Origin of the sequence: Nonomuraea sp. JJY05 (genome assembly GCF_043496855.1) — a bacterium.
Taxonomy (GTDB): Bacteria; Actinomycetota; Actinomycetes; order Streptosporangiales; family Streptosporangiaceae; genus Nonomuraea.
Window position 1 is genome coordinate 1 of sequence record NZ_JBIEIS010000092.1, and the last position, 17,391, is coordinate 17,391.

Genomic DNA, 17,391 nt, shown 5'->3' on the forward strand with positions numbered 1-17,391 from the left:
CGCAACGACCGGGCCCTCCTGCAAGCGGCACGCCAGGTGCTGGCGGCCGACGGCGAACACGCTTCGGTCGCGGCCATCGCAGCGGCCGCCGGGGTCGGCATCGGCAGCCTCTACCGCCGCTACCGCACCAAGGAGGAGCTCTTCCAGCGGCTGGCCGAACTGTCCCTCGACAACTGGAACCAAGCCGCCGAACGAGGTCTAGCCGAGGACGATCCATGGGAAGGACTGGCCTCTTTCATCGTCACCTGCGTCGAGTTCGGCCAAGGTTCGCTCGCCCCGATCTCCGGCACCATCAAGGTCACCGAGGAGATGCAGGCCAAGTCCGACCGCTCGGACGAACTGCTCGCCGCGCTCGTCGCGCGCGCCCACCGTGCCGACGCGCTCAGGCCGGACGTCACTGCCGTCGACATCTCCCTGCTGATCGAGCAGTTCGGCAGATCGCCCGCCCTGGACCAGCTGCGCAAGCAGGGGCGCGAGGACCTCGTCGAAGCCGCCACCGCCGCTCACCAGCGCGTCCTCGCCATCGCCGTGGACGGCCTGCGCGCCTGCCACCCGCGTCCGCTACCCGGCGACCCGCCCACGGACCGGCTCTTCACCGAACGCTGGGCGCACGAAACCGGGCAATCTCGCCGCACGTCACCGTGACGAGAGCCTGACCGAACGCCTGCGCTTCCGCACCGGAGCGGCGAGCATCCGGACGGCAGGTCGCGTTGCCGGCGAACCCGTCAGTCGGCCGGTGCCAGCTCGAGGTTGGCGAGTGCGGCGTAGTGCATGAACTTGAAGGGGTTGAGCACCTGGTTCTGTGCGACAAGCGAGTCCAGCAGGCTCTTGCGCAGGCTGACGAGTTCGGGAGCGTCGGGATGGCCGAGCAGTCCCAGGTCGACGACGTGGAGGGCCAGTGCCTGCTGGCCGCGTCGGGCCAGTTCGAGACCTGTGGCGCTGAAGGCGGTGGCGCTCTTGCCGCCCAGCAGGTCCAGCGCGGCGGCGAGTTCGTCAGACGAGAAGCGCTCGATGCCCTCGCCCCGGTGGTGCCAGTAACCGGTCCGCTGGCGATGCACGCGTTGAATGAGGCTGTCACGGGTGACGAGATAGGGCATGATCGCGGCAGGCTGGTGTTTCAGGACCTCCGGCAGATGGTTGAGCCGCAGGATCTCGACGAGTGTCAGCCCGTTGGCGATCTCGGCCGTGATGACCTGTTCCAGATCGCGCAAGGCTGCCAGGAGCCCGGGGAAGGCCTCGATCGTGAAATTCTCGGTCAGCGAGGGGTGTCCGTGGATGAGCAGCCGTGGTCGTAGGTCCATGACGGTCTGCATCGCTTCGAACAGGCCTTGGGCGGAGCCTTCCGCGAGGGTCGGCGAGCCCAGGTAAGGCATGCTCATGTCGCCGGTGAAGACGACGTCCAGGCTCGGGACATGGATGACCAGCCCGTCGTCGGTCTCTCCGCCTGGGATCGGGATGAGGGTGAAGTCCACGTTGCCGATCGTCAGCTGTTGCCGCTCGTTGACCAGCTGGTCGGGTTTGACATGGGCGACGCGGTGGTCGTGCCCGCCCGGAAGGTAGTACCCGAGTGGCGGCGGGCCGGAGTTCTGATGCGCGAGTTCGTGGGGGAAGTTCGCCTGCGCGATCACCGTGGCGCCGTCTGCTGTGAGGGCCTCGAGTCCTCCGACGTGGTCCCAGTGGGCGTGGGTGAGTATCACGTGCGTGACAGGCAGCTCGGTGATGGTGCGAAGGTCGCGGAGGGCCGCGGCCGCGTGCTCGGGTGTACTCGCGGCGTCGATGGCGACCACCCCGTGGTCGGTGACGACGAAGCTGATGTCGGCGAAGTCGTAGCCTTGCGCTACGAATACGCCCTGCGCGCGTTCGACCAGGCGCTGGGGTGCGAAGCGGAACCCGTCGCGGGGATTGGCCCAGTAGTCGGTGATCAGGTGGCCGGCTCGGCTGCGCGCTTGCGCAGCCGCATCGGCGCGGCCGAGTTGGTCGTACGCTCGTGACAGCGCCGCGTGGACCGGCCGCATGAAGCCCGGTGGAAACTGGTCCTTGACCATGAGGACGAACTCGAGGTCCGCGACCACTGTCTCCGCCCGGCCCGCGCACTCGGCCAGGCCGGCTAATGAGATCCCGCGGTAGTAGTGCGGCAGGCCCAGGTCCAGTGACGTGGCGGCGTCGAGCTTGGCGATGCCCGCCTCCGCCTGGCCTTCCAGACGGGACTGGAAGGCGCCGGCGATGGCCAGCAGGAGTGCGTCGTCCTGTGCCTGATCCGACAGGGCCGAGAAGAAGTCAAACCCCTCCTGGTCGAGCCCGGCGGTCATGAACTGGCTCGCCAGCACGATTCTGGTGCGTCGATCGGTGTCAGGCCAGGTCGCGGCCTGGGCGAGCGCTCTGATGTCCATGTTCATCTCTGTTCTCCGTCCAAGGATCGCACCGTGTTCGGCGCGGCGGTGGTGCCTGGCGTGGGTGGGGAGCCGGGTCGTCGGCGGATGGGGGCGAGGGCGAGGGCGGCGACAACCACCGAGGCGAGCATGAGCCAGCGGGTGTCGGCGTAGACGCCGATCACGGTGGACCTGGTCGGGGTGCCGAGGACGGCGACGAACGCGGCGACGCCGAGGGTCGAACCGATCTGGCGGAACATGGTTTGCGCGCCGATCCCGGTGGACAGCTTCGCCGGCGCCAGCGTGGCGGTGGCGGCGATCGTGAACGCGGGCAGCGCGAGGCCTACTCCGGTGCCGCCGATGAGCATCATGGGCAGGAACCGGGACCAGTAGGCGGGCTCCAGTCCGATGAGCATGACCCACATCACCGCAGCGGCTCCGAACAGCAGGGCGCCCGCACCGCCGACGAGTCCTGGGCCGATGCGATGCGCTAGTTTGCCGGCGAACGGCGCGAACACCGCGGCCATGATCGGTCCTGGAGTCAGGGCCAGCCCTGCCTCCAGGACCGTGTAGTGCCAGATCCCGGTGAGGAACAGCACGTTGCCGAGCAGCATGGCCGAGAACGCGCCGGAGAACAGCGCACCCGACAAGCTGGACAGCGCGAACGCCGGGACGCGTACGATGCTCCACTCCAAGACGGGGGCGAGGTGCCGCCTGGAACGCGCGGCGAGGCCGGCCGTGAGCACCGCGGCGACGGCGAAGCAGCCGATCACCCGCCCGTCCCAGCTCCACGAAGGGCCCTGAACGAGCCCGAGCGTGGCCAGGGAGACGGCGGTGACCAGGAGCAGGGCGCCGATGCCGTCGGGCAGCGGCGGACGGGCGGGGTCACGGATCTCAGGCAGGAAGCGATACGTGCCGGCGAGCACGATCACGGCGAGCGGGATGTTGATGGTGAAGATCCAGTGCCAGCTGAGCTGGGTGAGGAGCCCACCCAGCGACGGGCCCGAGGCGGCGCCGATGGCGCCCAGGGCGGACCAGGCGCCTATCGCGGCGGCCCGGCGCTGCGGTGGCAGGGAGGGCAGCAGGAGGCCGAGCGAAGTCGGGGTGACCGCGGCAGCCCCGGCTCCTTGCAGGATGCGGGCGGCCACGAGAAAGCCAAGAGACGGCGCCGCCGCGCACAGAGCCGAACCAAGGGTGAACGCGACCATGCCGGCCGCGAAGACCCGTCGCCGGCCGAGGATGTCGCCGAGCTTGCCGGCGGGTACGAGCAGTGCGGCGAAGACGATCGCGTAGGCGTTCAACACCCAGGACATGTCGGCCACGGTGGCGTGCTCGAAGCCGGCCTGGATGGCAGGGAGGGCGATGCTCACGATGAACACGTCGAGGGTGGAGATGAACACCGCCAGCGCCAGCACGGCGAAGACGGCGCCAGGCGGGCCGGCGCCGGGCGGACGGTCGAAGGGCGGCGGGCCGACAGACGGACCCGTGGTGATGGGGGATGCCTGAGCATCGAGGTTAGCCATGGCGCATTTCTAAAGCAGCTAGACAAGAAAATCAAGCTATCGCGTGATTAACTAAAGCTAGGTGGTAGGCTGGCCGCATGCGCTCCTACGGTCAGTACTGCTCCGTGGCCAAGGCCCTCGATGTCGTCGGCGATCGGTGGACCCTGCTGATCGTGCGCGAGCTCCTGGCCCGCGGGCCTTCCCGCTACACCGACGTGCGTTCCGGACTGCCGGGAATCGCCACCAACCTGCTCGCCGACCGGCTGCGCGAGATGGAGGCCGCCGGCCTCGTAGCCCGCGAGGACGCCCCGCCCCCGGTCGCCACCACGTTGTTCCGGCTCACCGATCGCGGCGCCGCTCTAGGAGGGGTGATCTTCGAGCTCGGCCGCTGGGGTGTGCCACTGATGGCCGACTATCAGCCCGACGACGCCTTCCGCGGCCAATGGCTGCGCCTGCCCGTCCGCGTCTTTCTCGCAGACCACGAACCCGACCAGGCCCCCTCTTCGATCCAGGTCTGCGCCGGGGATCAGACCGTGGTGATCGACGTCGACGCCGGTCAGGTCTCGCTTCGCCTGGGCGCCGACCCGGACGCCGACGCGGTCATCAGCGGCCCGCCACCGCGCATCCTGGCCCTCTTCAGCGGCAATCTCTCCCTTGCCGACGCAGAAGGACAAGGCATGCAGGTCACCGGATCCCGAAAGGTCATCCAGCGCGTACTGCCCCGCGCCGGGGCGCCGATCGACCAGCAGACCCCGCCGAGATAGCCACGAACGCCCGGGGAGATGGTGGGTGGCCGGCCGGCCGGCTTGGGCCGGATCCCTCTGAGGCCCCCAAGGCTCGGTCTTGCTGATCAGAGGTCTTCGCCGTAGCCGCCATCGCCGCCCAGCTCGGCCCGCCGGCCGCGGGCGCTCTGCGCGGACGCGGTCAGTGAAGCCGCGAGGCGGTGGACAGCGGGGACGATGTAGGGCTCAGGTGTCGCTGCGTGGCCGAGGAGCAGCGCGGGGCGTTCGGCCGGTTCCTGGGCGTGTGCGGACAAGGATTGCACGTCCACGTCGTACGCCGCGGCCTGGCGGGCTGCCGCTCTGTCATCTCTGTCTTGGGGCAGCCAGCCGATGACGTGCATGCCCGCATGGGCGGGCGTCACCGACAGGAGGCCGTCGAGCTCTTGCCGCGCCGCCTGGACGAGGGCCGCCCCGCGTCCCGCGTACAGGGCGCGCATTCGCCGAACATGGCGGGCGAAGTGCCCGTCGGCGATGAAGTCGGTGAGGGCGGCCTGCTCCAACGCGGGGACGTGCGCGGCCGCGAAGCGTTGCCCGGCCGTGAAGGCGTCCACCAGTTCGTCGGGCACGATCAGGTATCCGATGCGCAGCGCGGGGAACAGCACCTTGCTGAAGCTGCCGACGTACACCACCCGTCCGGCGCCGTCCAGGCCCTGGAGCGAGGGAAGCGGATCCCCGACGTAGCGGTACTCGCTGTCGTAGTCGTCCTCCACGACATAGGAGCCGGCGGTGCGGGCCCAGTCCAGCAGCGCAAGGCGGCGGGGCAGGCTCATGGTGACGCCCAGGGGGAACTGGTGCGACGGCGTCACATAGGCGATGCGGGCGTGGGGCGCCCGCGCTTTCCCGGCGTCGATGTCCAGGCCGTCGGTGTCGACGGGTACCGGGACGGGAGTGGCTCCGGCGGCGATGATCGCTCCGCGGGCACCGTAGTAGCCCGGGTCCTCCATCCACGCGTCGTCACCCGGGTCGAGGAGAAGCCGGGCGGCCAGGCTGAGGCCGGCCTGCGCGCCGCCCACCACCAGCACCTGTTCGGGGGCACAGCGCACCGCCCGGGCCATGCCGACGTACGCGGCGATGGCCTCGCGCAACGGCTGGTATCCGGCGGGGTGCTGGTAGCGCAGGAGGGAACCGGCCGACCGGCGGGCTCGCCGTGCCACCACCTTGCCCCAGAGCTCGGCCGGGAACGCGTCGATCGCCGGTCGGCCGACCGGGAACGCCGGCGGGCCCGAACCGGGGCCATCCATGGTGTGCCTCATCCGCCATCGCACGCCGGCCAGGGCGGCGCCTTGGGCCGACAACCGCGGCTGTCGTACGCGCGGAGGTTCGTGGACGGGAGCCGCCGCGGGATGGGGGATCTGCAGGAGTGCCACAGTGGTGCCCGCGCCGACCCGTCCGTCCAGGTAGCCCTCGTCACGCAGCCGCTCGTACGCGGTGACCGTGGTGGTACGCGACACACCCAGCTCCGCCGCGAGCGCACGCGAGGACGGCAACCTGAGCCCTGGCCTGAGCTGGCCGGACAGGATGGCATCGCGGATCCGCTCATAGAGGTGGCGCGAGATTGCAACACCCGGGGCGGGGTCGAGCGTGATGCCGACCGCGGCGAGGGAGGGGGAGTGCTGGGGCATGATCGGCCAGGAAATGGACTTGCCGGTTTACGAAGAATTGGCTCTTCAGACGATACCAAGTGCAGGCCTACAGTGCGCAGGCGGACGAACCGCATGAAGATCCCTTGAGGAGTGGTGAGATGACCATCTTGACCAGGAAGCTCGGGCAGACGGGGCTGGAGGTCAGCGCGATCGGGCTGGGTTGCTGGGCGATCGGCGGGCCGTTCCTGCTCCGCGGGCTGCAGGACGGCTGGGGGCAGGTGGACGACGACGAATCCGCTCGCGCGATCAACCGTGCCGTCGACCTGGGCATCACCTTGTTCGACACCGCCGACGTCTACGGCACCGGCCACAGTGAGCGAGTCCTTGGCCGTGCCCTGCGGAACCGGCGCGACGCCGTCGTCATCGCCACGAAGTTCGGCTACACCTACGACGAGGCGCGAAAGGAGATCACCGGCACCGACACCTCCGCCGCGTACGTCCAGCGCGCATGCGAGGCGTCCCTGGCCCGTCTGGGCACCGACTACATCGACCTTTACCAGATGCATGTGGGAGACGTCGACACCGCCGCCGCCGAGGACCTCTTCGCCGCGCTGGAGAGCCTGGTCGACAAGGGCATGATCCGCAGCTACGGATGGAGCACCGACGATCAGGAGCGGGCCCGCCGGCTGGCCGGCCGGCGTGGGGCGGCGGCGGTGCAGTTCGCCATCAACGTGCTCAGTGACGCACCTGGCATGATCGAGGTCTGCGACGAGACCAGCCTGGCCGGCCTGGCTCGCTCGCCGCTGGCGATGGGCTTGCTGACCGGCAAGTTCACCGCCGAGTCGCGGTTGCCCGCCGACGACGTACGCGCCAGCGGGCACTCTTGGGTGAGCTATTTCCGCGACGGACGCCCCGACCGGGACTCCCTCGACCGACTCGTCGCCATCCGGGAGATCCTCACCAGCGGCGGCCGGTCCCTCGCCCAGGGCGCCCTGGCATGGATACTCGCACGGGGTGACCGGATGATCCCCATTCCTGGGTTCAAGTCGATCGCTCAGGTGGAGGAGAACGCGGCGGCTCTCGATCGTGGCCCCCTGACCCCGGCACAGATGGGCGAGATCGACGCACTGCTGGCTCGCTGATCCGAGGGCCCCGCCATCATTGGCGTCGGCGACCCTGGCAGGGTCGCGTTCGGACGTTGCTGCACGTCACGCCTGGGACCGAATCAGCGCTGGGAGCTGTGCCATGACGTTGACCTGGGTTCTGCCGAGCCCGCTACGGCTGGTCTCCGGGCTTGTCGACGACCTTGGCCGACATCCGTGCGCTCCACACCAGGGGAGTGCCCGCCTTGACCGTGCGTGTAGCGCCGCCGGGAAGGCTGAAGGTGCGATCGGCGACGCTCTCGCCATACGTCCCCAAGAACCGGTAGTCCTGCGCACTCACAATGATCTCGACGCGCTCCCAGGCCCCCGTGTAGTCGAACGCGATCCCGTGGCGGCCTGCCGCGTCGATCGCGTCCTGCTTGACCGAAACCCCCTGGATCATGGGCAGCGCCCGGAACAACGCGGCCCGCACGTCGGCGACCAACGGCTGCTCGCCCAGCAACTGGGAGATCGTCCGGAAGATCCGCTCCTGCCTGGTCGCGTCGGCGTCGTCGAACTCCGTCACGGGGGTCGCATCGACGCTCGCCCCGATCCTGGCGATCATTTCCTCGGGGGTGACCGGCGCCCTGGCCAGGTCCGCGGCCGTGACGCCGGGGCCGTACTCCTCCGTGACGAGCTTGCCCCGGCCGTCGTCCAACGCCATCTGCCTGCCGTCCAAGCTGTGCCACGTCTCAAGAGTCATGCGCTGGTTGCGATCCACCTCGGGCTCCGGCTCCTTGCGGAGCGGAGCGATCGTCTGCTTCACGTACAGCCAGCGGCCCGGCGACGGCGTGATCCGGTACGGGTCGGTCTCGGCGCTCCTGGCCGCCTTGTCGCCGAGCTCCTGAACGCCGGCGACCGGGGCGGTGGCCGGTCGTTCACTGCCGCGTACCGTGATGATGCCCGCGCCCACAGCCAGCGCGACCGACGCGGCCAGCGCCAGCCGCCAGGCCAGGCGCGGCCCGCGCCGCCTCGACGGGGGCATCGGCGGCGTGGGGACCGGCTCACGGATGGCCTGCAGCAGCCGGCTGCGCGCCGCCTCCTTCGCCTCGGCGGTGATCGCCGGGGTGGCCTCGAGGAACCGTCCGAACTCATCCATCATGCCTCCCTTTTCGTGTGACAGCCGGTGCCGAGGGCGGCCCGCGCCTGCTTGCGGGCCCGGTGCAGGCGCGAGCGCACGGTCCCGATCGGGATCTCGAGCGCCTGCGCCACCTCGTCGTAGGCCAGTTCTCCCAACGCCACCAGCAGCAGCACGTCGCGATCACCGCTGGCCAGACCCGTCAGCGCCCCTGCCAGCCGGCGGTCCTCGGCCTGCGCGGCCACGCGCCCGATCACCGCATCGGCCATCAGCTCAGGCGGCGGCTCCACACCGGTACGCGACAGCGCCCGCAGGAACCGCTCCTCATCGCGCCGCTGCCTGGCGATGAGGTTGGTCGCGATGCCGTACAGCCACGGCCTGGCCAGCGGCTGGGCGTGATCGTAGGAGGCGCGGCAGCGGAAGGCGGTCAGGAACGTCTCCGCCACGATGTCATCGGCGGCCTGCATGCCCAGCCGCCGCGCGACATAGCGGTGGATCTGCTCGACATACCGGTCGAACACGCCGGCGAACTGTTCCGGATCGTCGATTGACCGGCGGATGAGCTCGGCGTCGTCCGCCTCGACCATCTCCTCCGGTGGGGTTCGTGTCATGCCTGCTGTTTCCCGATGAGTCGAATCGAGTTCTCGACTGCCACGAGCCCGGCACGTGAACCCGTTCAGGACCTGCGGGCAACAACAGGCCGGCCCGTCTTCCCGCGCCCGAGAGGCTCACGATGACCTTACGCAATGCGCTCATGGCCGCCCTGCTGGCTGGGAGCGGTCGCTGCCACCCCCACGCCCTCAACCGCGGCGCCGGCCGCCACCGGCACGTCGAGCAGCGTGACATTGATCACCGGCACCCGGACGTTGGCCGCCGAAGGCATGCTCGACCGGCGGTTGTTCGACGTGCTCGCCGAGGAACCCCTCGCGGGCTGCGAGCTCGACCAGTGGGAAAGTTGCCGTCTCCAGGCCGCGCTGCCGGCGGAGTCGAGCGTCTACACGTTGCGGGCGTCCATGCGCAGGCAAGTGCCCAACTCCGCGCTGTCCACGGCGGGTGGAAAGCGTGTGGGCCTTCTACGCGCCCAGCGGACTCGACGACCTCAACCGCGCCGGGCGCCTCGCTGAGGGTCACTGTCAACGGCACGTCCGGCAGCACCCTGACCCAGACGATCATCCGAGCCTACGCCGTCGGCCCGGGCTGAGCACCGGGATCGGCAGCCACCTTCGCCATCACCCGGGTGCCGTGGCGGGTGGTCATCGCGTACCCATGGGATGGGATCCGCGGCGCCGCAGCGTCGAGGGATGGCCGACGAAGTCCACGACGGCGTCGACCGGGCTTCGGGCGGTAACGCCGGTCAGCCCGAGAAGGGGGCATCCGCCAGCGTCTGCAGTCTCGTGTTCGCGGCTTGGTGAACCTCCGGGGCCAAAGGATCGTCGGCCAGTTCCAGGAGGCGCGAGCGGACCCAGGCAGTGTCTTGTGCTCCCGCACAGGCGGCCTGCTGGACTGTGGGTTCGCAGTCGTCAAGCCCCTCGATTGTGACAAGCGCGGCCTCCTGAGGCGCACAGCCCTGAAGCCCGACCAGGAATGCCTCCCGGGCCAGTGAGTGAACAGTGCCCTCCCAGAGGGCCACGAGTTCGTCGACGGCCTCGCGAACTCCCAGCCGTCCCATGGCTCGGGCCGGGAGTTCGGCCGCACACCACTCCTCGGTGGCGAGGGCGCGGCGCAGCGCGGCGAGCAATACCGGTGCGTCACTTCGGTCTCCGACCTCTGCGAGCACGCGCTCCCCGAACTCGGCCAGCGTGTCGTCGCCGCTGCCGATCCAGGCGCGGGCTTGTGGCAGGGCCCCGGTCCCAAGGTGGCGCAGGGCCTGCGGCATGCCCGGGATCCACCCCGCGGCGTTACGCAGTCCCGGGTCTGCTGCGAATTCGAAGACGATCGTATCGCCGCGCCTGCCCAGCTCCTCCAGTGCCCATCGGCGCGCACGACCACCGGCGGTGACGAGCCGGACCAGATCGTCAGGTTCGGCGTCGCCGAGGTTCGGTCTGACCGGCCTGTGAGAGCGGGACGCCTGTAGCTCCTCAACGATGCGCCTCACCCGTGGCTGGGACTGCGCGAACGTCGTCCACGGCTCCATGTCGCACGAGATCGCCTGCGCGAGCTGGGCGTTGTCGCGGACGGCGATGACGTCGTCGGCGAGCCCGTCCCAGAGAGCGGGAAGCTTGATGACCCCGCTGTCCCCGATCGCCTCCAGCGCCAAGGACCAGTGACGCCCCTCGACCGCGTACCTGCGCAGGATCGTCGCCGCGTCGCCGCGGCCGACCCATGGCAGCAAGGCGAGGACCTGCAAAGCGAGCCCGACCGGCTCTTCGTCATCGCCGTCGTAGTCGAAAAGGTGCTGCTCGATCGGCGCCAGCGGCAGGCCGAGCCGACCGATCAGACCGGCGAGATAGCTGTCACGCTGGTCTACCTGCCGGTCCCATCGCGTGTCGTTGATCACGCACTCGTACACCGTGTCGGCGGCGCCGGATTCAGCTGAGGCACGGCGTGCCGCGAGGCCGCGGCCTCGCTGGAGTTGCCCGCGGAACGAGGCCGGGGTGTCGTATGCATATGCCGTCATCAGGATGCAGTATCCCGGTGGCCAGCAGGTCCTGGCGCCGGGCCCAGGTGGCGAAGGGACACAGCGCGGATAAGTGCCGGGTCCAGGTGGCGGCGACTGCGGTCGTCGCGCCGGTGGCCGGATCGGGTTGGCCGGGGAAGGCCACGGCGGACACGGGCAGCCTCTGACAGGCGATAGCCGGGGAAGGGCCGAAGGCTTCGGCCGCGAGCACGTGTTCCCGCGCTCTTGAGTGGAGTGACGCACATCACGCCACGTCATGTCATGTCCCAGCGATCCGCGGTGTCTTGAGGGCATGACCGAATACACCACATCCCACAAGGTCGTGGTCATCGGCGGCGGTTACGCCGGAACGCTCGCGGCGAACCGTCTGCGGAGACGCGACAATGTCGACGTCACTCTGGTCAATCCGCGCCCGGAGTTCGTCGAACGCATCCGGCTGCACCAGTTCGTGGCCCGTACCGGCGACGCCACGATTGACTACGGCACGCTGCTCGGCGAGGACATCCAGCTGGTCGTCGACAGCGCCACGCGCATCGACACCCGTTCCCGCACCGTGCAGTTGGCGTCGGGCCGCGCGCTGGACTACGACCACGTCATCTACGCGGTGGGCAGCACCGCGGCGACACCGTCATACCGCCCGGATGTCCTCTATGATCGATCTTTGGTTGACCGGATGATCAAGACATTCCAGGCCGTCGTCGCGATCCCGCAGCAGATAGACCTCCACCTCCTCGCCCAGGACCTCCTCCAGATCCTGGTAGTCGAAGCGGTGCCGCTGCAGGTCCACCTGCCCGGCTTGGGGATACCAGCCCGCGATGTGGTCTGTGGCCTGCAGCGGCGGCTCGCCAGGATTGCCGGCGGGCGGGCCGTCGGCGTGCTAGCGGGCCTGCGCCACCACGTCGCGCGCCTTGGACGCGGCGATGATCAGAGCAAGATCCTCAGCGTGGTTGCGGGCGATCGGCGCGCGTCTGGAGCGCAGATCATCGGCCAGGTCGCAGAAGGCGCGCGCCATGCGCACCCGCCAGGCCTGATCCTGCCGGTCGGTACACCGTGGCAGTTGCGGGACGACCCTGTCGTCGAGGTCCCTCCAGCATGGCCAATCGCTGACAAGCTCGGGCGAGCCGGCTCCTCGATCAGGGATCGCTCGGAGGTTGCCCAGCGCAGCCACGCTTGTCGTCGAAGTTGGCTGAACAACGCCACCTGCGCAGTGCTATTTATCCACACGCTTTCCGGCGCGATCTGTTCGTGGCTGACTCTTCTCGTTCAGGAAATCGTTCAGGGCGCAGAAGTGCCCTGAACCGTACTGGCGTGGTCAGTCGCAGCCGCGCTTGCCCGGCTTGGTCACCTTGCCGGCCGCCGGTCGGTCTTGCGCCCCGGTGTAGCCGCCCACTTGCAGGCTTTCCCGGAAGACCTCCTCGGTGGTGGAGAGCTTGGCGATGAGCCGGCTGGCGCCGGTGGTGACGTTCATGGCGTAGACATAGGAACCGATGGCTGTTTCGGCCTTCTTGCCGGGGCGCTCCCGGCCCGCTGCCGCGACGATCTCCTTCGCGTTCAGCCAGTCGATCACGTCGGCCTGGTAGACGTCGGCCGGCAGTCGCGGCTTGACCGTGGTCATCTTGCCCGTCCGGGTAGAGAAGACGGCCAGCCACACGGGCGTCATGTCCGGGCCGCAGGCGGGTGGGTCCTTGGGCACCAGGTTGGCAGCCTGACCGTTGCGGGCGGCGAATTCGCCCCAGATAAGGTGCTTGCCGGCCTTCTCTGCGATCTTGGCGGTGGTCGTGCGTTCGCCCTCGTCGGTGCGGAACGCTCCGCGGATTTGCATTGCCGGCGACTTGAACAGCGTGAGACGCCCCGTCGCCGGGTCGGCGTCCAGCAGCGTCCAGCCCTTGGGCAGGCGTCGTACCGTACCGGCCTCCACCTGGACGAGCGTGTCGACCTCGGAGTCCGCCAAGACGGTCAGTTGCCTGCCGTCCCGGACAAACTTCAGACTGAACGGCGAGCCCAAGCCGGTCGGAACCTGGTAGGGGATCGTCCAGCTCTTGCCTGAGGTCAGCTCGCGCACCACGATGCGACGGTCACGGGCCCGGTGATAGGCCACGCGCGTGCCGTCCGGACTGATCGCGAAGGATCCCGACACCCCGTCCTCATTGGGATCTTTGCCCTTCTCCCAGGCCACGGCCTCGGGGACGGAGAAGATCTTGCCTTGCGTGGTCACCAGCCGCCAGGTGTCGCACGGCCCCGTGGGCGACTTCTCGGGGTCCTTCGGGTTGGCGCACAAATAGGCGAAGGCGGCGGGGCCGGATCCCGATTCCGGCAGGGCGGGTGGCCGGCTGGGCGCGACCGCCCCTGCGGCTGGAGTGGGCACGGCCAAGCCGGTCGCCACCAGAGTGATCATTGCGGTGGCCTGCAGACGTGCGGTGAGATTCATTGGTGTCCCCGTTGCGAGTGATGATCGTTGCCCGTTGGAGTCTGTTGGGGCTGAGAAAGTTCGCACGGCTGACGGCATCTGGCCATACTTCTAAAAACAGCGAAAAGTTCGCCCGGGGCGGCGCACTCGACTGATCTACGGACGAAGATCACTACTGAGGGATTGAAGACACCTTCGCCGCGGAAGTAGGCATGGGCCTCGCGGTCGGTCTCGCTCGGCTGGTACTGCGGCGGGCTCGCCAGCTGGCGGCTACTGCCCAGCCGGCGCCACACGGTGCGTTCGGCCACGCCGAGGCCGCGAGCGGCCCGCCGGACGTGCTCGGTTGTCAACTGGCCGGCTTCGCGCAGCGCGGTCAGCCGCGCGACTGCGGCGGCGCGGCGTTCACGATCGACGGCCATAGCTGCCCTGCCCGGCTACGGCGTCTACGACGATGTGAGGGGGTGAGGTGCGTGCTCCTGGCCGTTCCCGCGGTTCGGGATCAACACGCTCAAACGGCCCGTAGCAGGCAAGCCACGGATCGTCTTGCCATTGGCCCGACTCGGCGAATCTCACCGACGTGTGGAGCGGCCTTTCGCCTCGTCGGCCAGCAGGGAACGTGCGAAGTTGAGCGCCCCTCGGGCGTCGGCCTCCGAGCTGCCTCTCTCGCAGGCATCGCGAAGGGCTTCCTCCCATTTGATAGAGCCGGCGGGAGTAGATCGCGATGCGGCCTTGGTGACATCGGCGACGGCGAGGTCAGGCGCGGCGAAGTCCGGGATTCTCCGGACATAGATTTCTGGACGATGTTCGCCCACGTCGTCGCGGTGTCCGGAAACGTACACGTTTCCGGACACCACCGAAAGGGCGCCACATGTTGCGTTCGCTCAGGCCCAGGCCGGTGGCCGCCAGCCGTACGTGCTCGGCGGTGAGGTCACCGGCGGCGCGCAGCTGGCGCAGGCGTTCAACGGCGGCTTGGCGCGCTTCCCGGTCGGATTCCGGCATGATCGACCTCCCGCTGCGAGGGTGGCGTCACGAGGTGCTCGACCGGAACATAGCAAGTCAAGTGCCTGCCAGTCCGGCGGATGACGATCGTCAGCGGCGGCGCCCGGCGACGGTGATGGGCCTGAGCCGCCGGCATCCTGCCTCCTCGCCGCTCGTATCCGACGAGCCACCAAATCGGTGCTGCACCGCAGAAGCACACGAGGCGACGTCCTGATCGAATGACCGGGGTCGGGGAGGTGATCTTCCTTGGATCGGAGCGCGCGTGAAGGCAAGCCAGACCTTCAGATGCCGCGGACGGAGGCGATGGTGAAGGGGATCCGCGGGGGGCCACCGTCCGGATCTACGATACTGCCCTTGTCGAGCTGTGACCGGACCACGTACAGCCTCCCCCGCCGGTGCAGCAGATTTGTCGGGAGCTGCAAGGCTTGATCGGTGATCCGCCGTTCCTCCAGGGCTGCCAGCCCATCCGCCGTGACGCGCCAGCGGCTGATCGCGTTGGCCTTGATAATGGGATGGGCCACCCAGAGCTTACCGTTCCGCAGTTCCATGCCGTCGGCCAGGGACATGTCGCCTCCACGTAGAGCGACTTTGCGGATCCCGCCAGAGTGCAGGCTGATGCGGTAAAGGGCACCCCTCATGTCGGCCGTCAACAGGTAGCGCCCGGACTGCTCCGCGACTATTCCGTTGAGCGTGACCGTCTTACCGGGCTCGTACGGATCCACGACACCGGCCAAGTCGAAGGCGGGAGTCAGCGGCGTTTCACGGCCCCGTTCGCGGGCTCGGGCGAGCTGCCAGGGGGTGACCCGATAGACCACCGTCCGGAAGCTGTCGGTGATGTATGCGGTGCCGTCCGGGGCAATAGCCAGATCGTTAAGGAGAGGTTCGCTCTTGCCCTTGGCGGGAGGGCTGAAGCGAGCCAGTAGGCGGCGGCTGGGGAGGTCGTAGACCGCGACTCCGGTACTGCGGTCTATTGCCCAGAGGCGTCTGGCCTGGTCGACCTCCAGCCCGAGTGCGACAGTGCGTCCGTCCGCGCCCGCGGGCAGGAACACCTCCGCGACACGATGCCCCGGCCTCATTCTGAAGATCGTGCCGTCCTCGCCCGATCCAGTGTAGAGATCGCCGGTGTACGGGTCGGCGGTGATGCCTTCGGGATAGACCCGATCACCGGGCAGCTCATACGCCACGGATACCTGTGAGTGCGCAGGCTGCTCGGCTGCCTGCGCGGTGCCGCCGGCGGCAAGGAACGGTGCGGCGATTGTCGCGAGCGCAAGAAGGCGTCGTCGAGTTGTGGAGCGCACGAGGGCCTCTTCCTAAGTTCTCACTGTGTCCGGGCGCTGATCTGGTCCAGCAGGGCGATCTCGTCGTCGGCGAGCCGCAGGGTCAGGTACGGCAGCAGGTCGGCGAGCTGGGCCGGGTTGCGGGCCCCGGCAAGGGGGGTGGCAACGGTGGGCTGGACGGCGAGCCAGGCCAGCGCGACCGCGGCCATCGTGGTGTGATGCGCTGCGGCGACCTCTTCCAGGGCGGCCAGTACGGCCGGGCCGTTGCCGTCCAGGTGAGCTCGGGCCTGGTCGGCTCGGGGGCTGTCCACCCGGGGGCCGTCGGGGCGGTACTTTCCGGTGAGGAAACCACGTGCCAGCGCGACGTAGGGCAGGCAGACCAGTCCGGTCCGGGTGACGGCGGGCGCGAGGTCCCGTTCGTAGTTCTCGCGCTGCACCAGGTTGTATTCGGCCTGCAAGGCGACGTATGCGGCGAGCCCTTCCCGGTGCGAGGTCTCCAGTGCCGCCGACAGCCGTGCTGCGGTGTAGTTGGACGCCGCGATGTGCCGTACCTTGCCGGACCTGACCAGCTCGTCGAACGCCCCGAGGGTCTCGGCCAGTGGGGTGCCGGGGTCGTCCACGTGCGCGTAGTACAGGTCGATGTGATCAAGCCCAAGCCGCCGCAGTGAGTCCTCGGCGGCGCGCCGGATCGTCTCCGGCCTCAAGTTGTCCAGCCTCGGGAGCGCACCCACCTTCGTGGCGATCACCATCTGGTCTCGGTTGCCGCGGGCCTTCAGCCAGCGGCCGATGATCGTCTCGGACTCACCACCGCTGTTGCCGGGCACGTGGAAGGTGTACCTGTCCGCGGTGTCAATGAAGTTACCGCCCGCCTGGGCGAAGGCATCCAGCACGGCAAACGAGGTCTCCTCATCCGCCGTCCAGCCGAAGGGATTGCCGCCCAGGCACAGCGGTGACACCTCCAGATCACTGTTTCCGATCCTCATGGCGGCAACGCTAAAGGTCCGCAGGGAACCATCTGGTTCCCTGCGGAGGTCAACCGCCGTCGGCGTCTGCGAGTTCCTCGGCGTGTTCCTCAGCCCACCGGGCGAGCACCGACACCGGCCCCAGGAGGCTCTCGCCCAAGGCAGTCAGCCGGTACTCCACACCCGCAGGCGCGGTGGGCAGGGTCCGCCGCTCCACCAGGTTGCCGCGCTCCAGCTTGCGCAGCGTCTGGGTCAGCATCTTGTTGCTGATCCCGCCGATCCGGCCGCGCAGCTCGGTGTACCGCAGCGGACCACGCCCGAGCCCGAACACCACGACGACAGACCAGGCATCGGCCACCAGATTCAAGGTGGTACGGGCCGGGCAGTCGGCCAAGAACACGTCGGATCTCATGCCTGCTCGCCGGCGGAGTCGGTGGCGAGGTAGCGGTGCATAAACCCCATCATGTCGCATCAGCCGCGTACGCACGTTTGCATCGGCCGTAGTTCAGAGAAGGCGCCCCGGCCCGTGCAGCCACCCGTTATGGATCTGCGGCCCTTGCCCCCGATGTGTGGACACCTTGAGTACCGGATGATGGAGATCCGGAGACAAGGAGTTCCACGTGGCGATGAAGTCGTACCCGCCGGAGTTCAAGGCGGACGCCGTCGCGTTGTA

At 68.9% G+C, this 17,391-nt stretch carries 17 protein-coding genes; 5 read left to right on the forward strand and 12 right to left on the reverse strand.

Translation table 11 applies throughout. The features are described 5' to 3' along the window. Window positions 1-645: TetR/AcrR family transcriptional regulator (locus tag ACFKCF_RS60640; RefSeq protein WP_394506470.1), on the forward strand; the 645-nt coding region annotated here is incomplete at its 5' end. 80 nt (window positions 646-725) lie between these two features. On the opposite strand, the gene ACFKCF_RS60645 is transcribed toward ACFKCF_RS60640, so the two are convergent. Continuing rightward, the gene (locus ACFKCF_RS60645) at window positions 726-2,396 is read right to left on the reverse strand and encodes an MBL fold metallo-hydrolase (RefSeq protein ID WP_394506472.1); all 1,671 of its coding nucleotides are present in this window, start codon (window positions 2,394-2,396) and stop codon (window positions 726-728) included. Then, window positions 2,393-3,892, reverse strand: coding sequence for an MFS transporter (locus ACFKCF_RS60650; protein ID WP_394506474.1), 1,500 nt, complete (start codon window positions 3,890-3,892; stop codon window positions 2,393-2,395). The genes ACFKCF_RS60645 and ACFKCF_RS60650 overlap by 4 nt, the downstream gene beginning before the upstream one ends. 77 nt (window positions 3,893-3,969) lie before the next feature. On the opposite strand from ACFKCF_RS60650, the gene ACFKCF_RS60655 reads away from it, so the two are divergent. Beyond that, window positions 3,970-4,635: a winged helix-turn-helix transcriptional regulator gene (locus tag ACFKCF_RS60655; RefSeq protein ID WP_394506476.1), complete on the forward strand. Its 666-nt coding sequence runs from the start codon at window positions 3,970-3,972 to the stop codon at window positions 4,633-4,635. An 86-nt stretch (window positions 4,636-4,721) separates the two neighbouring features. Here the strand turns inward: ACFKCF_RS60655 and ACFKCF_RS60660 are convergent, their stop codons facing one another. Further along, window positions 4,722-6,275: a PLP-dependent aminotransferase family protein gene (locus tag ACFKCF_RS60660; protein WP_394506478.1), complete on the reverse strand. Its 1,554-nt coding sequence runs from the start codon at window positions 6,273-6,275 to the stop codon at window positions 4,722-4,724. 119 nt (window positions 6,276-6,394) lie between these two features. Here ACFKCF_RS60660 and ACFKCF_RS60665 point away from each other — a divergent pair, with 119 nt between their 5' ends. After that, entirely contained in the window at window positions 6,395-7,378 is a 984-nt protein-coding gene (locus ACFKCF_RS60665) for an aldo/keto reductase (protein ID WP_394506480.1), read from the forward strand. Window positions 7,379-7,511: 133 nt separating this feature from the next. On the opposite strand, the gene ACFKCF_RS60670 is transcribed toward ACFKCF_RS60665, so the two are convergent. Together ACFKCF_RS60670 and ACFKCF_RS60675 are read right to left on the reverse strand one after the other, a co-directional pair. Beyond that, the gene (locus ACFKCF_RS60670) at window positions 7,512-8,480 is read right to left on the reverse strand and encodes a CU044_5270 family protein (RefSeq protein ID WP_394506481.1); all 969 of its coding nucleotides are present in this window, start codon (window positions 8,478-8,480) and stop codon (window positions 7,512-7,514) included. After that, entirely contained in the window at window positions 8,477-9,067 is a 591-nt protein-coding gene (locus ACFKCF_RS60675) for an RNA polymerase sigma factor (RefSeq protein ID WP_394506483.1), read from the reverse strand. The genes ACFKCF_RS60670 and ACFKCF_RS60675 overlap by 4 nt, the downstream gene beginning before the upstream one ends. A 228-nt stretch (window positions 9,068-9,295) precedes the next feature. Between ACFKCF_RS60675 and ACFKCF_RS60680 the strand changes: the two genes are divergently transcribed. Further along, window positions 9,296-9,580, forward strand: coding sequence for a hypothetical protein (locus ACFKCF_RS60680; RefSeq protein ID WP_394506485.1), 285 nt, complete (start codon window positions 9,296-9,298; stop codon window positions 9,578-9,580). A 230-nt stretch (window positions 9,581-9,810) separates the two neighbouring features. Here ACFKCF_RS60680 and ACFKCF_RS60685 read toward each other — a convergent pair whose 3' ends face one another. Beyond that, window positions 9,811-10,953, reverse strand: coding sequence for a hypothetical protein (locus tag ACFKCF_RS60685; protein ID WP_394506487.1), 1,143 nt, complete (start codon window positions 10,951-10,953; stop codon window positions 9,811-9,813). Between the two features lie 412 nt (window positions 10,954-11,365). Here ACFKCF_RS60685 and ACFKCF_RS60690 point away from each other — a divergent pair, with 412 nt between their 5' ends. Then, window positions 11,366-12,370 carry an FAD-dependent oxidoreductase gene (locus tag ACFKCF_RS60690; RefSeq protein ID WP_394506489.1) on the forward strand — a complete coding sequence of 335 codons (1,005 nt, stop codon included), beginning with the start codon at window positions 11,366-11,368 and terminating at the stop codon, window positions 12,368-12,370. Between the two features lie 15 nt (window positions 12,371-12,385). On the opposite strand, the gene ACFKCF_RS60695 is transcribed toward ACFKCF_RS60690, so the two are convergent. From ACFKCF_RS60695 to ACFKCF_RS60720, 6 genes are all read right to left on the reverse strand, one after another. Continuing rightward, the gene (locus ACFKCF_RS60695; RefSeq protein ID WP_394506491.1) at window positions 12,386-13,501 is read right to left on the reverse strand and encodes a hypothetical protein; all 1,116 of its coding nucleotides are present in this window, start codon (window positions 13,499-13,501) and stop codon (window positions 12,386-12,388) included. Then, window positions 13,498-13,899: a hypothetical protein gene (locus tag ACFKCF_RS60700; protein WP_394506493.1), complete on the reverse strand. Its 402-nt coding sequence runs from the start codon at window positions 13,897-13,899 to the stop codon at window positions 13,498-13,500. Before ACFKCF_RS60700 ends, ACFKCF_RS60695 begins: the two co-directional genes overlap by 4 nt. A 150-nt stretch (window positions 13,900-14,049) precedes the next feature. Beyond that, on the reverse strand, window positions 14,050-14,331 hold the full coding sequence (locus ACFKCF_RS60705) for a hypothetical protein (RefSeq protein WP_394506495.1): 282 nt from the start codon (window positions 14,329-14,331) through the stop codon (window positions 14,050-14,052). Between the two features lie 429 nt (window positions 14,332-14,760). Then, entirely contained in the window at window positions 14,761-15,777 is a 1,017-nt protein-coding gene (locus ACFKCF_RS60710; RefSeq protein WP_394506497.1) for an SMP-30/gluconolactonase/LRE family protein, read from the reverse strand. 20 nt (window positions 15,778-15,797) lie between these two features. Further along, window positions 15,798-16,739, reverse strand: a complete 942-nt coding sequence (locus ACFKCF_RS60715; protein ID WP_394506499.1) for an aldo/keto reductase — start codon at window positions 16,737-16,739, stop codon at window positions 15,798-15,800. Between the two features lie 49 nt (window positions 16,740-16,788). Then, window positions 16,789-17,130: a winged helix-turn-helix transcriptional regulator gene (locus ACFKCF_RS60720; RefSeq protein WP_394506501.1), complete on the reverse strand. Its 342-nt coding sequence runs from the start codon at window positions 17,128-17,130 to the stop codon at window positions 16,789-16,791. Window positions 17,131-17,391: the final 261 nt, after the last annotated feature.

Coding starts and splice junctions, on each gene's coding strand:
- ACFKCF_RS60645 (WP_394506472.1), bottom strand. CDS start 2,396: ATGAACATGGACATCAGAGCGCTCGCCCAGGCCGCGACCTGGCCTGAC.
- ACFKCF_RS60650 (WP_394506474.1), bottom strand. CDS start 3,892: ATGGCTAACCTCGATGCTCAGGCATCCCCCATCACCACGGGTCCGTCT.
- ACFKCF_RS60655 (WP_394506476.1), top strand. CDS start 3,970: ATGCGCTCCTACGGTCAGTACTGCTCCGTGGCCAAGGCCCTCGATGTC.
- ACFKCF_RS60660 (WP_394506478.1), bottom strand. CDS start 6,275: ATGCCCCAGCACTCCCCCTCCCTCGCCGCGGTCGGCATCACGCTCGAC.
- ACFKCF_RS60665 (WP_394506480.1), top strand. CDS start 6,395: ATGACCATCTTGACCAGGAAGCTCGGGCAGACGGGGCTGGAGGTCAGC.
- ACFKCF_RS60670 (WP_394506481.1), bottom strand. CDS start 8,480: ATGATGGATGAGTTCGGACGGTTCCTCGAGGCCACCCCGGCGATCACC.
- ACFKCF_RS60675 (WP_394506483.1), bottom strand. CDS start 9,067: ATGACACGAACCCCACCGGAGGAGATGGTCGAGGCGGACGACGCCGAG.
- ACFKCF_RS60690 (WP_394506489.1), top strand. CDS start 11,366: ATGACCGAATACACCACATCCCACAAGGTCGTGGTCATCGGCGGCGGT.
- ACFKCF_RS60695 (WP_394506491.1), bottom strand. CDS start 13,501: ATGAATCTCACCGCACGTCTGCAGGCCACCGCAATGATCACTCTGGTG.
- ACFKCF_RS60700 (WP_394506493.1), bottom strand. CDS start 13,899: ATGGCCGTCGATCGTGAACGCCGCGCCGCCGCAGTCGCGCGGCTGACC.
- ACFKCF_RS60715 (WP_394506499.1), bottom strand. CDS start 16,739: ATGAGGATCGGAAACAGTGATCTGGAGGTGTCACCGCTGTGCCTGGGC.
- ACFKCF_RS60720 (WP_394506501.1), bottom strand. CDS start 17,130: ATGAGATCCGACGTGTTCTTGGCCGACTGCCCGGCCCGTACCACCTTG.